This is a genomic window from Luteococcus sediminum, from assembly GCF_054783495.1.
This window is the reverse complement of the sequence record NZ_BAAGQL010000004.1, coordinates 35,295-48,792: the sequence shown is the minus strand read 5'-3', so window position 1 is coordinate 48,792 and position 13,498 is coordinate 35,295. Positions and strand designations below refer to the sequence as shown.

Below are 13,498 nucleotides of genomic sequence, written 5' to 3'. Positions count from 1 at the left end.
CATGTTCAGTCTGAGTCAAGAAGTCCGATCAGGCCACGTCGCGCCGGGTGAAGAAGAGCCAGCCCAGCACGATGCTCGCCAGTGCCAGCCCGCCCAGCCATAGGCCGGCATCCGCGCGGGTGAGGACGTGTTGCACCGCGAAGTAGGCATCGGTGGTTCCGGGCTTGAGCACGTTGACCGTGTAGGTCATCCGCCCCTCGAACCAGGCCTCGAGGTTCTGGAGGAGGCCGAAGCGCTGCAACCAGGAGTCGCCGTTGCCGTAGGAGACGGAGAAGAGGCTGTAGACCGCGACGGCCGACACCACGGCCACCGTGTGGCGGAAGAGGAAGGCCAGTCCCGCGGCTGCCAGCGTCCCGGCCACCGCCAGCACCAGACCCCGCCCCAGCCCCGCCAGCAGCGAGGCCTGCGCCTGGCCAGTGAGGTCTTGCTGGAAGTCACTCATCTGGCCGATGACCCACAACCCGACGACCATCAAGCAGGAGACCACCGTCGTCAGCACCGCGGTGAAGAGCCCCACCACCGCCAGCTTCGAGGCGACGACCCTGCTTCGCCTCGGCTCGACCAAGAGCCAGCTGCCGATGTTGCCAGTGGTGAACTCGGCTCCGACGAAATTGCCCGCCGCCAGCATCCCCGCAGCCAGCGACAGCAGGCCGGCCAGGTAGGGCAGCGGAATGACGGCGTCGCTCATCCGCGCCGGGGTCATGGCGTACCACTGTGCCCGCGGAGCCATGGCCTCGGCGGTGCAGTCCATCAGGTAGGAACGATCCATCTGCGGGTCGCTGCGGAGCATCTCCTCATTGCTGGCCTGGCAGTCCTTGATCTGCTGGGCCCCGTTCCTGTCCCAGTCGGCCTGTGCCTGCCGGTAGCTCGCGATGGCCTCCTGCTTCTGCTGCTCGGTGGGGGGCCTGGTGCCCTCCCCGACAGCCCAGCCGGTGACGCCCAGGGCGAGCAGCACCCCCACCAGGCACAGGATCGTCACTTGCCGGTGCAGCAGGCGCCGCAGCTCGGCCAGTACCAGTCGTGCCATCTCAGTTCTCCCTCTGCATGGTGATCCCGCTGCCCTCGACGGGGCTGTTTCCGCTGGTCAGCTCCAGGTAGACCGACTCCAGGTCGCGACGCACCGGCGTCATCTCGCGCGCGTAGAGCCCTTGGTCGGCCAGCAGGCGGGTGATCCGGGCCGGGTCCCCGGCACCCTCCACCATCAGCGCGGGGCCGTCGGTGCCCACCTGCAGCCCGGCCCGCACCAGCACCGTCGCCGCCGTCGTCGAGTCCTCCACCAACACCCGCACCCGGCTGGCGCGCGCTCCCAGCAGCTCCACCACACTGCCGCTGGCCAGCAGGCTTCCCTTGCCGATCACACTGACGGTGTCGGCCACCTGCTCCACCTCGCTGAGCAGGTGGGAGCTGACCAGCACGGTGCGGCCCTCGCGCCCCAGGCCGCGGACGGTCTCGCGCATCTCGTGGATGCCCGACGGGTCGAGGCCATTGGTCGGCTCGTCGAAGACCAGCAGCTCGGGATCCTTCAGCAGGGTGGCGGCCAGCGCGAGGCGCTGCTGCATTCCCAGCGAGTAGCTGCGGAAGCTGTCCTTGTCGCGCCCGGCCAGCCCCACCTGCTCCAGCACCGCGTCGACCCGGCGCGGGGCGACTCCGGCGGCCGTGGCGGCGAGCTCCAGGTTCAGCCGGCCCGAGAAGTTCGGGAAGAAGCGGGGACGCTCCACCACCGCGCCCACCTGCGGCATGACGGCCGGCAGGTGCCTGGGGACGTCACGTCCCAGTACCTGCATCGAACCGGCATCGGCCCGCACCAGTCCCAGCAGCATCCGGATCGTGGTGGTCTTGCCCGAGCCATTGGGCCCCAGGAAGCCGTGCACACCGCCGCGGGGCACCACCAGGTCGAGCCCGACGACGGCTGTGCGTCGCCCCCTCAGCGTGCGGTAACCCTTGCTCAGACCGCTGGTCTCGATGGCCGTGTCCATCGCCACCCCTCTCGTCGGCGTACCCACTGTGGGTACGCAGACGACGCTAGGGGAGCGGAGCCGCACCGTCCGCGGCGAAACGGGGGGTCGAGACCACGGTCGTAGCAGGTGGGGTCAGCGGACGTACTGCTCCAGCCCCGAGGTGTCACCCGAGGCCATCTGCTCGAAGAAGGCGCCGGCCTTCTGCTCGTCCCAGATCACCGAGGACCCGGCACTGGTGGAGGTGTCGGTGCTGCTCAGCGGCACCGAGACGGCCAGCGCATCACCCGACGAGACCTTGCGGAAGGAATTGGCAGTGGCCGCCAGCTCGACCGGGCCAGTGCCCTTGCCCCGCTGCACCGAGCCGCCCAGGGCCATGTTGAGCCTCCAGTAGCGCACCGGGTTGATGAAGGTCATCGGGCTGGCCGCCTTCTTCACGAGGGCGGCCATCATCTCGCGCTGGCGCTTCATGCGGCCGATGTCGCCGGCGGGGTCGGCCTTGCGCATGCGCACATAGCCCAGCGCGTCGGTGCCCTTGAGGGTCTGGCAGCCGGACGGCAGGTTGGTGTGCGAATCCTTGTCCACCATGGGTTCGTCGAGGCACATCTCGACGCCCCCCACGGCGTCGACCACAGTGGCGAAGCCGTCGAAGCCCACCTCCAGGTAGCTGTCGACGCGCAGGCCGGTGTCCTGCTCGATGGTCTCGACCAGCAGTTCCGGACCGCCCAGGGCATAGGCGGCGTTGAGCTTGTTCTTGCCGTGGCCGGGAATGTCCACATAGGAGTCGCGCGGCAGGCTGACCAGCACCGGCTTGCCGGTGCGCGGGGTGTACATCAGCATCATCGTGTCGGTGCGCTTGCCCCCCTCGGTGCCGGTGCCAAGTTCGGCCTGCTGCTCGGGTGTCAGGTTCTCGCGGGCGTCCGAGCCGACCATCAGCGTCATGGTGCCGGGCTGGTCAGCCGGACGGTCCCCATCGGGGCTGGCATCGACGGCGCCGGCGCGGGTGACGGCGAGCACCGGGACGACCAGCAGCCAGACCAGCCAGGCCACCAGCAGCAAGGGCAGCAGTCCCAGCGGGCCGCAGCCGCCGCGACGGCGGCGGGAACGACGGACGGGCGCGGGGGCACTGACCTGGGCGGCAGCGGGTGCCGGGCGGGGGGCTGGCCGTGGTGCGGGGCGGGGCGCGGCTGCAGGAGCCGGTCGGGGCGCGGGACGTGGGGCAGGCCTGGGCGCGGGTGCCGGGCGTGGCTCGGGACGGGTCGGCTTGCGCACCTGGTCCTCGGTGTAGACCACGCGCTGGGGTTTCTGCTCGGCCCGCTGGGCGGCGGCTGCGCCCGTTCCAGCGGCCTGCGCGGTGGCGCGACGCCGTCTCTCCAGCTCGGCTGCCTCGTGGGAATCCATGATCCGTGACTGGTCGGCACTGGGCTTCTCGGAGCCGTAGAGCCAGTCCAGATCGGCCTGCCTGCGGGCATCGTCACGGGGATCCATGGCGACAACCGTACCCAGACCTGGCTGTGAGGCCTCACAGGCTGGTGGCGAGCCGGATGGATGGTGTGCTGGGGTGCTGGAAGAATGGAATCCATGAGCTCGCCCGGCAGCACCCCTCGACGCCCCCTGGACCCGGAACCGGTGAGCGTGGTGATCCCCGTCCTCAACGAGGAGACCCACCTGGAGGAGTCCGTGGCCGGGGTGCTGGCCCAGGACCATCCCATGGAGATCGTCCTGGCCGTGGGGCCGAGCACCGACCGCACCGAGGAGATTGCGCACGAGCTGGCGGCCGCCGACGACCGGATCACCGTCGTCGCCAACCCCTCCGGCACCACCCCCGATGCGCTGAACCTCGCCATCGCTGCCAGCCGGTACGACATCATCGTGCGCGTCGACGCCCACGGCGCGCTGGCTCCCGGCTACATCGACCGGGCCGTCGACCTGCTGCGGAGCACAGGAGCGGCCAATGTCGGTGGGCACATGGCCGCCCGGGGACGCACCCCCCTCGAGAAGGCCGTCGCCGTCGCCTACACCTCACCCGTGGGGCTGGGAGGAGGGTCCTTCCACCTGGCCAACTCGCCCGAGGGGCCCGCCGAGACCGTCTTCCTGGGGGTCTTCCGGCGTGACGCGCTCGACCAGGTGGGCGGCTACGACCCCACCCTCCTGCGCGCCCAGGACTGGGACCTGAACTACCGGCTGCGCAAGGCCGGGTGGACGGTCTGGTTCTCGCCCGACCTGCAGGTCACCTACCGCCCCCGCTCGTCGGTCACCGCACTGGCCCGGCAGTTCTTCCGCACCGGGCAGTGGCGGCGCGAGGTGATGCGTCGCAATCCCGACACGATCAGCCCCCGCTACCTGGCCCCGCCCGTGACGGTGCTTGCCATCGCCGGCGGTTCCCTGGCCGGCCTGCTCGGACTGGCCACCGGCAGGCGCGCGCTCACGGTCGGCTTCCTCGCCCCGGTGGGCTACCTCGGGGGCGTGACGGCCGCCGCCGCGCTGATGCGTCGCCCAATGGACCCGGGCGTGCGGGCCAGGCTGCCGCTGGTGCTCACGGTGATGCACATGGCCTGGGGGGCCGGGGCGATCGTCGGATTGCCTGTCGAACAGCGCGGCGGCCCCGAGCCCGAGCAGGTCTGAGCCTCAGCCCTGACCGTCAGCGGCTCCACGGTCCCCACCGGTCGAAGGGGGTGCCGGTCAGGTCCGACCCGGGCATGGCCCAGTGCAGGGCATAGGTGCCCGGAGGCGCCTGCTCGCGGGCGTACTGCAGCAGCGCGGTCGGCTCCTCCCAGATGACCACCTCGGTGGGCTCGTCCTGCTCGGGCGGGGTGTAGGAGCACATCGCGAGCCGCGGCATGTCGCCATCGAAGCGCACCTCCTCCACGAGGACGTCCACGCTGGCGTCCAGGATCCGGGTGTGGTTGCCGACCGGTGCCTGGTGGGAGGACCAGACCACGTCGTAGCCCACCCAGGCCAGTTCGGCGAGCTCCAGCTCATGTCCCAGGTCCAGCTGGGCGACGAATCCGTTCCCGGCCTCCAGCTCCACCAAGGCATGAACCGCCATGCCGAAGCCCTCCTCCAGCACCGGGCTGGGAGCCTCGTCGTCGACGCGGTGGATCGCCAACATGAAGCGGGTGCGGGGCGTGGTGCAACGCAGCAGCTGGTGGAGCGACTGGCGGGAGGTGTGGTCTGAATTGACCACCAGCATCTCCCGCAGCGCCACCTTGCCCAGCCCGGGAACCATGTCCATGCCCAACTCGCAGCGGATCCGCTGGATCTCCTCGCCGTCGGGGAAGACATCGGCGAAGGAGGCGACCCCGGTCGACCGGTCGGGCAACAGCCGCCGCAGGTGCCCCTCGCCAACCTCCAGCACCTTCTCGATCTCGGAGATTGCCCGCAGGGAATTGGTGCGTCGCGGGGTGGAGCGTCCCGTCTGCCAGTAGCTCAGGGTGGCCACGGAGATGCTGTGTCCCCGCTCGGCCAGCAGGTCACGCAAGTTCTGCAGCGTCAGGTTGCGCTGCTGCAAGGCCTGCGCGAGGGCCCGGCCGAAGGGCGGCTGGGAAGCGGTACTGTCCGGCATCAGTCCCCCTCGGCGAACTCGGCGATGCCGTCGTGGTCCCAGCACCACAGCATCATGTGACGGCCGGGACTCGCGTAACGGGTGATGTGGCACAGGCGGGGCTTGCCGGGATCCAACTCCACGAGGTCGACGCCCGTGGTCTGGCCGGTGGGCACGAAGACGTGGCCAGCGGCCCGGGGCAGCGGGCCGGTGAAGAGCACCTCCTGCACCAGGAAGTCGGCGGTGCGCCCCAGGGTACATTCCTGCATGCACGGGTCCTCGGTGCTTCGGGGGCGCAGCACCTCGTAGCCAAGCCAGAGCGTCGCACCGCGCGGGAGGGGGCGGGGCAGCACCAGTTCGGCCACCTGGCCGGGCAGGGTCCCCAGGTCCCGCGTGCGGCCGATCGTCACACCGTGAGGGGCCGTGATGCGGGGCACGGCGTCGCCGGGATGGGAACCCAGGTGGATCGAGGGGATGCGCTCCAGCCCGTCGATCTCGGCACGCACCAGTTGGCGGATGCACTCGCGCTCAGTGCCGGGCGGGTCGTCGACGACCACCAGGTCGTGTTGCATCACGGTGGTGACGGGGCCGGGCATCGCCAGCCCGAAGTCCTCCAGGATCGTGGCCACCTCGTCGGTCCAGGGCCGCCCCGCGAAGGCCTGGCGCACGTCGGACGGCCGCGTGGTCAGCAGGCCGGCCAGGCTTCCTTCCGGCAGCTCCAGTTCCTGCTCGATCAGCCCCACGGCCCGCAGCGAGTCTGCGCGTCGCGGCAGCGAGCGCCCCGAGGACCAGTAGCTCAGTGTCGCCACAGACAACCGGATGTCGCTGTCGGCGAGGCGCTGCTGCAACGCCTTGAGCGTCATGCCCCGCTCGCGCAGTGCACCGGCGAGGATCTCCCCGAAGGCGGACGGCATCGTTCGTGACACAGGGTTGGTGGTCGTGTACGTCATGGGGAAGAATTCCTGGAAGCAGGATGCGGGATCAACCGCGACCAGTCTTCTCCGCCGCGGCGATGCGCGCCAGTCGCTCCTCGAGCTCGGCGGCGTCCATCTCATCACCGCCGCGCACCAGAACCGAGGAACCTCCACCGGACAGGGCTCGCAGCAGGCCTTCGACCAGGTCGGTCCACGGCTCGCCGGTGGGTCGCACCAGGCGACGTCGCGCGTCCGGCTCCACAACCGCCAGCGCCCCGGCCCCCAGGCGCTGCTCACCGTCGTCGAACCAGACCGGGGCCGGGTCATTGCGCCAGTGCACATCGGGCTGGCCCAGCACCTCGGCATAGTCGGTCACTCCGGCCACGGGCTGCGGGAGACCCAGGCCGAGCGGGTGCAGCGAACAGGCCACCGTCTCCACCCCCGGGACGGGATGGGTGCGGGCCGGGCCCACGACGGCCAGCTCGACCCGGTCCAGGTCGTCGCGCGGCAGCGCCAGCACCGTGCCGCCGGCCTGCCAGGTGGCCATCGCCCAGACCATCCCCACCCAGTGGCCCGGGTCGGTCAGCAGCAGCGGCAGGCCCACGTCCCCCCCGTCGTCGAGCCCCATCGAACCGATCAGGTTGGCCGTCTTGTCCACCCAGTTGGCGAAGGTCCGGGCCGAGAACTCCACCCGGGAGCCGTCGTCCAGGTCGTAGCAGGTGAGCAGCGGCTGGGCCGGGTCGGCGACGGTGCGGGACTCGAGGGCGGCGACGGGATCGTTCGGCAGGAACATTCAGCCATCCTAGGGCAGCCCCGCCCGCCGGCACCGTGAGGGCCACTAGGCTCGAGCCATGAGACATGTGGTGATCATGGCCGGTGGTTCGGGGACCCGTCTGTGGCCGCTCTCCCGCAAGGGCGAGCCCAAGCAGCTTCTCGAACTGGTGGACGGAAAGAGCCTGCTGAGGCTGGCCTACGAGCGGGTCGCGGGGGTGGTGCCCGACGAGAACATCCTGGTGTGCTGCGGAGCCGCCTACACCGCCGTGGTGTCACGGCAGCTGCCCGAACTTGCTGAGGAGAACCTGTTGGGCGAGCCCGTCGGGCGCGACTCGCTCAATGCCGTGGCCTGGCCCGCCGCTGTGCTCCAGCGGCGCGACCCCCGGGCCGTGATGGCAGTGCTGACGGCCGACCAGATCATCACCCCCGTCGAGGAGTTCCGCGCCTCCCTGGAGACCGCCTTCAGCATCGCCGAGTCCGACGACAGTGCGCTGGTGACCTTCGGCGTCGTGCCGGACAGCCCGCACACCGGCTACGGCTACCTCAAGCGCGGCGACTCGCTGGCCGCCTTCCCCAGTGCCAGCGGAATCACCGAGTTCAAGGAGAAGCCCACCGCCGAGGTTGCCCGGGCCTACCTGGACAGCGGACAGTACTGGTGGAACTCGGGCATGTTCGTCTGGCAGGCGGCCACCGTCCTGGAACAGCTGCGCCAGCTGGTGCCCGAGACCCACGCCAGCGTCCTGGAGCTCGCGGCCCAGCCCGAGCGGCTGGGCGAGATCTATCCGCAACTGGCCAAGACCTCGGTGGACTACGCCATCATGGAGCCCGTCAGCCAGGGCCGTACCGGTGCGCACGTCGTCGCCGTGCCCCTCGAGATCGAGTGGTACGACCTGGGCGGCTACGCCTCACTGGCCGAACAGCTCACCCACGACGAGCAGGGCAATGCCCGCGAGGGGGTGACCGTCACCCTCGACGCCAGCAACAACCTGGTGATCAACCGGGGACGGCCCGGCACCGTCGTGGCCGTGGCGGGCATCTCCGGCATGGTCGTGTGCGTCACCGAACAGGCCACCCTCGTGGTGCCGCTGGAGCAGTCGCAGCGGGTCAAGGAGCTGGTGGGGCTGGTCTCCGAGCAGGTCGGGCCCGAGCTGGCCTGAAGCTGCCGCAGGAGGATCTAGGCTGGGTCCATGGCAGAGACTGTGAAGCGCTTCCGCGAGCCCGCCGCCCTTGGAGTACTGGGGATCAGCGTGGTCTACATCCTGATCTCGCTGGTGCGCTGGGGCTACCTGCTGGTGCAGGGCGAGCCCTTGTCGGCGGCCTCGCGCGCCGTGGGCGGAAGCTCGCTGAGCATCGTGATGGTGCTGCTGTGCTTCCTGGCCGCCACCGCCTGCCTGGGAATCGCCCCCGCGACCCGGCGCGCCACCCAGGTGGTGCGCTGGGCCGCCATGGTGGTGGGGCTGGCCGCAGCCCTGGAAGCGATCTTCCTGGTCCTCGGCGTGCCCGGGGCCCCCGGAGGCCCCTTCGTCAGCGCCCTGGAGGTGCTCGGCGGACTGCTGGAGATCTCGCTCAAGGCCGCCGCCGCCGTCCTGCTGGTGCGCACCCTCAGGGGCACCCGCGAGGAGCAGGCGGCGGCGCTGCCCGAACGACCCAGGGTCGTCGAGGTGGAGTCCGTGGAGGAGTCCGAGCCGCAGGCTGCCAGCTGGAAGGCAGACCAGGCCGCTGGGGCGGTGTGGACCCGCGCCGGCGATGCCGCGAGCGGGGCTGCCGCCAGCACTTGGGGGCATCCGGGCGAGAGCTCATCGGGCTGGCAGCCGGCACGCCCGGATGGCCCCGCCGAACTGGAGGCGCCCTCCGCCGCTGGTCCCTGGCCCACCGCCGGCCAGCGTGCCGCCGGGCACGCCATAGCGCCGCCAACGCAGGATGCACAAGGGGGCACGCCGATCGGGCAGGGCGCCGTCAGCTGGTCGCCGCTTCCTCGTGAGGAATGAGCACAAGGCGCCCGGTGATCGGGAGTGCATCCCGTGCACTTGTCAATTCTCCACGCCGACTTGACGGGAAGGCAAGCACAGCCGTGTAATTGCGCCGAGGGGGATGCATGGGTCCTGTGCGTGCCCTTTTTGATCTTTCGGGGGGCGGCTCGTGCCGCCCCCCTTCACTTTTTTCTGGTGCAGGACGGCTGAGAGGACTGAGAGGCCAATGACTGGGCTGTTCATGGTGCTTCCGGGGGTCGAAGAGGGGGTGCTGGGCTGGCAGGAACGCGCCCTGTGCGCCCAGACCGACCCGGAGGCCTTCTTCCCCGAGAAGGGCGGTTCAACCCGCGAGGCCAAGAAGGTCTGCCAGACCTGTGAGGTCAAGTCGCAGTGCCTCGAGTATGCGCTGGCGCACGACGAGCGCTTCGGTATCTGGGGTGGCCTCAGTGAGCGTGAGCGCCGCAAGCTGAAGCATCGCGCCTGATCCCGTGACCTCTATCGAGGACGACTGGCGCTGGGCGCACGTCGGGGATACAACCGATCCCCGAAAGGTTGACATTCACGACGTGGCCGCGGTCCTGGTGGTCCACAATGCCGAGCCGTGGCTGGGTCGCACCCTCGCGTCCCTCGCCCGGCTCGAGCCACGGCCGCACCTGCTGGCGGTCGACGCCTCCAGCACCGACGGCTCCGCCGCGCTGCTGGAACAGGCCCGCCAGGACGGCTTGGTGCACCAGCTGCACCAGGCTCCGGCAGACGTGGGCTTCGGCGCCTGCGTCGCGCTCGCCGAAGCCGAACTGGATGAGGACCTGACCTGGTTGTGGCTGCTGCACGACGACCTCGAGCCTACGCCCGACGTGCTGCAGTTGCTGCGCGCCGAGGAGGCGGACATCATCGTGCCCAAGCTCCTCGAGCCGCGCCGGCGCAACCATCCCGACCAGATCCAGGAGATCGGCCAGAGCATTGGCCCCGAAGGTCAGCGTGTGTTGGACGTCGAGCCGGGGGAGTACGACCAGGGCCACAAGGCGCCGCGCCCGGTGCTCGGCGCCTCGACCGCCGGGCTGTTGGTGCGGCGCAGCGCCTGGCGACGCCTGGGCGGTACCAGCCCGGAACTGCCACTCTTCCGTGACGGGCTCGACCTGGGCTGGCGCGCCAATGCCGCCGGCCTGGACGTGCGCACCTGCCCGCAGGCGGCCCTGTACCACCGCCAGGCCGGACGACGCGGCCTGCGCCAGGGCACGTTGACCGATCGTCCAGAACTCACCGACACGCTGCTGGGCCTACGGCTGGCGGCCGCCCACCGCCGAAGCCCGTTGCTGGCCACGCTGGGGCTGGTCCTGTCCGGCCTGTTCGCCGCCCTGGGCCACCTGTTGGCCAAGGACCCCTCTGCCGCCCGTACCCAGCTGGCCGCCGGCAGGGACTTGTGGAGCACGCGGGCCGCCACGGTGGGCCTCCACCAGCGGGTGCACTCCGCCGGCACCCTCACCGATCCCACGCTGCTGCCCAGCCGCGGCCAGATGTTGCGGCGTCGCGTGGACCGCGCAGCAGGCTGGATCGGTGACCTGCGCCGTCCCGAGGACGAGTCCGACGCCCCCAGCATCGACGAACTGACCGCTGACGAGACCCCGCGAGGTCCCGCGCGGATCCCGGTGCCGCGGCTGGGCCTGGCCGTGCTGACCCTGCTCGCGCTGGTGGCCGGACGGCGAGCCTTCGGGCTGGGAACCTTGGCCGCACCGGCGCTCGCCCCCGCCCCCGCCAGCCTCTCCGGCGCCTGGACGGCCTTCTTGTCCGTTCCCGACGGTGGCCACGGGGTGCAGTCGGCCGGCTGGCTTGGTCTGGGCGCCCTCGGCTCCACCCTCGCGCTGGGCCGCCCCGGGTTCTTCCTGCTGCTCTCACAAGTCTTCGCGCTGCCGGTGGCGGCCGCTTCCTCGCTACCGCTGTGGCGGCGCCTGGCACCCCGCGCGCCGCGACAGGTCTGGCTGGTGCTGGCCGGCGCCTGGACCGGCGCTATCGCCCTGCTCGGGCTCGCCCAGACCGGACGCGCATCCGGCCTGATGCTGGGCGTCCTGGTGCCGCTGGCCGGTGTGGCGCTGCTGGCGTGGACCCGCTCGGCCGGCGCTTCGGCCGAAGCCTGGCGCGCCGGTGCGCTGCTGGCGCTGGTCGCCACCGTGGCCTTCGGAGCCAGCCCGTCGTCCTGGCTTGTGGCGTTCCTGGCCGGGATCCTGGCGGCCGCCTGCTCCCGCCGCCCCGCCCCGCTGGTGCTGCTACTGGCGCCGCTGCTGGTGCACCTGCCCTGGCTGCCCGCGCTGTGGCAGGAGCCGGTCCGGCTGTTCACCGGCAGCGATCCGCTGCTGCGCGTGGACACCCTCGACCACCTGGCCGTCTGGTGGCTGGGCCTGCCCGCCGCGCTGCTGATCCTCTGTGCCGCCTGCCTCGGTCTCGCCGCCGCCCTGGGCCGTGGCGGCGCCCGTCCTGTGATCCTGGTGGCGATCGCAGTGCCGCTGCTGGTCGGCGCCGGTGTCGCCCTCACCCGCATCCCGTTCACGCTGGCCGACGAGCCGGTGGTGGCCGACCCCGAGCCCTTCCTGCTGGCGGCCCTGTGCTGCCTGCTGGTGCTGGCCTCGCAGGCCCACCACCTGCCCGCACTGCTCGGCATGCTGGCCCTGGCGGCTGTGCTGGGGCTCAGCTGGTGGGTGAGCGCGACCCGGCCCGGCCTCGAGCGTCAGGGCAGCGTGCTGCCGGCCCGGGTCCAGTCGGTGCAGGGCTCCGAGCGGGCCACCCGAGCCCTGCTCGTGGAGCGCCACGGTGACGGCAGCGTCACCTGGAACCTGAGCGCCCGTGACCTGCCCGTCTGGGGCAGCTCCGAGCACACGACCGTCCCGGCGGTGCGCAAGGCCGACCTCGACTCACTGGTCACCGATGTGGCCCTGGGGCGCACCAGCGACGACCTGGGCCAGCGCGCCCACCGGTTGGCCATCGGCCACCTGTGGCTCCGCGGCGCCGACGACGCCCAGGTGGCTGCCATCTCCAATTCCCAGGGCCTCGGCCCGGCCCAGGCCGGCGGTAATGCCACCACTTGGACCGTCACCGGCCTGGTCACCCGCACCGACGAGTGGCGCGGCCCCGTGCACTGGTGGCCGCTCGTGCCGCAGGGGCTGGTGCTGGCCGCCCTGGTCGTGCTGGCACTGCCCGGACGCACCCGCACCCAGGGCCCCCGCCGAGGACTGGAGGCCCGATGAGGACCGCACAGGTGGTTGCGCCGGTGGCGCTGGCCCTGGCGACGGCGGCCGCGGCAGCCGGCGGCTGGCGGCTGCCCACCCCAGTCCCCACCCCGGCGCGCTTGGACGGCACGGCCACCGCACAGCAGCCGGTCTGCCCGCCCACGCCCCAGAGCACCCCGGCCGGCACCCTCACCCAGTCCGCCTGCCAGCTGCCCGCCCAGGAACAGACGGTGCTGCTGCCCGACGCCGCCGACTCCCGTCTGGTGCTGGCCAACCCGGACCGGGTGCCGGCCGTCGTGGACCTCGTGCTGTCGGGGGCGAAGGGGCCCTTGACGGCCGCCGGGACCTCGTCGATCACCGTGCCTGCCGGCGGTAGCCGGGAGGTGCCGCTGATGGTGCAGGTGCCCACCGGCCAGGCTGTCGCCGTCCAGGTGAGGGCCAGCTCCGGACGCGTCGCCGCGTGGGGCAGCGTGGTCACCACCACTGGCAAGCGCCCGCACGGCGCCGACCTCGCGCCGTCGACCGGCGCCTCGACCCATTCGGTACTGCCCGCCCTGCCCGCCGCCGAGGGCCACACCCTGCTCGTCGCCAATCCCGGCGACCAGCGGGCCACCGCCACTGTCCTCGCCCACGGCAGCCAGGGCAGCTTCGCCCCGGCCGGGGCCGGCGAGGTCACCGTCGAGCCGCACCAGGTGCTCGCCCTCGACGTCAGCTCCTCCTTCGCCGGGGAGCCCGGCGCGCTCGAGGTGCGCTCCGAGGACCCGCTGGCGGTGGGCTCATCCTCGCGCAAGGGCAAGGACTTTGCCTTCGGCGCCGGCAGCCAACCCGCGACGGCCCAGCAGCTGCAGGTGCCCGGGCCGTCGACGCTGGTGCTCACCAATACCGAGGGCGCCGAGGCGAAGGTCACGCTGGTCGGTGCGCTGGGCCAGGAGCTCGCGGTGGGCCCCGGCCAGGCGGTCACCGTCGAGGTTCCGAAGCAGGGCCGCCTCGAGGTGTCCTCGACCGGCCCGGTGGGCGCGGCGCTGGTGCTCGACCGGGGCGGTCTGGCAGTGCAGCCAGCCGTGGCCAGCAGCACGTCCCACTCCGGGGGCGGTCTCAGCCGCGACCCGTCGCTGCGCTGACC

General features: G+C 71.7%; 12 protein-coding genes. 6 read left to right on the top strand and 6 right to left on the bottom strand.

Annotation, left to right across the window (positions count from 1 at the left end; genetic code table 11):
- Positions 1-28: 28 nt before the first annotated feature.
- The 3 genes from ACYVKA_RS01510 to ACYVKA_RS01500 all read right to left on the bottom strand — a co-directional run bounded on the left by ACYVKA_RS01510 (position 29) and on the right by ACYVKA_RS01500 (position 3,443).
- Positions 29-1,027 (bottom strand): hypothetical protein, encoded by a 999-nt coding sequence (locus ACYVKA_RS01510; RefSeq protein WP_460702427.1) that lies wholly within the window; start codon positions 1,025-1,027, stop codon positions 29-31.
- Between the two features lies 1 nt (position 1,028).
- Entirely contained in the window at positions 1,029-1,976 is a 948-nt protein-coding gene (locus tag ACYVKA_RS01505; RefSeq protein WP_460702425.1) for an ABC transporter ATP-binding protein, read from the bottom strand.
- 114 nt (positions 1,977-2,090) lie between these two features.
- Entirely contained in the window at positions 2,091-3,443 is a 1,353-nt protein-coding gene (locus ACYVKA_RS01500) for an LCP family protein (RefSeq protein ID WP_460702423.1), read from the bottom strand.
- Between the two features lie 93 nt (positions 3,444-3,536).
- Between ACYVKA_RS01500 and ACYVKA_RS01495 the strand changes: the two genes are divergently transcribed.
- Complete coding sequence (locus ACYVKA_RS01495) at positions 3,537-4,580, top strand: glycosyltransferase family 2 protein (RefSeq protein ID WP_460702421.1); 1,044 nt, start codon at positions 3,537-3,539, stop codon at positions 4,578-4,580.
- Between the two features lie 16 nt (positions 4,581-4,596).
- Here ACYVKA_RS01495 and ACYVKA_RS01490 read toward each other — a convergent pair whose 3' ends face one another.
- The 3 genes from ACYVKA_RS01490 to ACYVKA_RS01480 all read right to left on the bottom strand — a co-directional run bounded on the left by ACYVKA_RS01490 (position 4,597) and on the right by ACYVKA_RS01480 (position 7,206).
- Entirely contained in the window at positions 4,597-5,520 is a 924-nt protein-coding gene (locus tag ACYVKA_RS01490) for a helix-turn-helix domain-containing protein (RefSeq protein ID WP_460702419.1), read from the bottom strand.
- Entirely contained in the window at positions 5,520-6,413 is an 894-nt protein-coding gene (locus ACYVKA_RS01485; RefSeq protein ID WP_460702417.1) for a hypothetical protein, read from the bottom strand. The genes ACYVKA_RS01490 and ACYVKA_RS01485 overlap by 1 nt, the downstream gene beginning before the upstream one ends.
- A gap of 67 nt (positions 6,414-6,480) precedes the next feature.
- Entirely contained in the window at positions 6,481-7,206 is a 726-nt protein-coding gene (locus ACYVKA_RS01480; RefSeq protein WP_394274664.1) for a TIGR03089 family protein, read from the bottom strand.
- A gap of 58 nt (positions 7,207-7,264) precedes the next feature.
- On the opposite strand from ACYVKA_RS01480, the gene ACYVKA_RS01475 reads away from it, so the two are divergent.
- The 5 genes from ACYVKA_RS01475 (at position 7,265) to ACYVKA_RS01455 (ending at position 13,496) form a co-directional block, all read left to right on the top strand.
- The gene (locus ACYVKA_RS01475) at positions 7,265-8,344 is read left to right on the top strand and encodes a mannose-1-phosphate guanylyltransferase (RefSeq protein WP_460702415.1); all 1,080 of its coding nucleotides are present in this window, start codon (positions 7,265-7,267) and stop codon (positions 8,342-8,344) included.
- 30 nt (positions 8,345-8,374) lie between these two features.
- Positions 8,375-9,175 carry a hypothetical protein gene (locus ACYVKA_RS01470; protein ID WP_460702413.1) on the top strand — a complete coding sequence of 267 codons (801 nt, stop codon included), beginning with the start codon at positions 8,375-8,377 and terminating at the stop codon, positions 9,173-9,175.
- A 208-nt stretch (positions 9,176-9,383) separates the two neighbouring features.
- On the top strand, positions 9,384-9,641 hold the full coding sequence (locus tag ACYVKA_RS01465) for a WhiB family transcriptional regulator (protein ID WP_460702411.1): 258 nt from the start codon (positions 9,384-9,386) through the stop codon (positions 9,639-9,641).
- A gap of 4 nt (positions 9,642-9,645) precedes the next feature.
- A complete protein-coding gene (locus tag ACYVKA_RS01460; protein ID WP_460702409.1) occupies positions 9,646-12,393 on the top strand; it encodes a glycosyltransferase family 2 protein in 2,748 nt (915 codons plus the stop codon).
- Complete coding sequence (locus ACYVKA_RS01455; RefSeq protein WP_460702407.1) at positions 12,390-13,496, top strand: DUF5719 family protein; 1,107 nt, start codon at positions 12,390-12,392, stop codon at positions 13,494-13,496. The genes ACYVKA_RS01460 and ACYVKA_RS01455 overlap by 4 nt, the downstream gene beginning before the upstream one ends.
- Positions 13,497-13,498 lie beyond the last annotated feature (2 nt).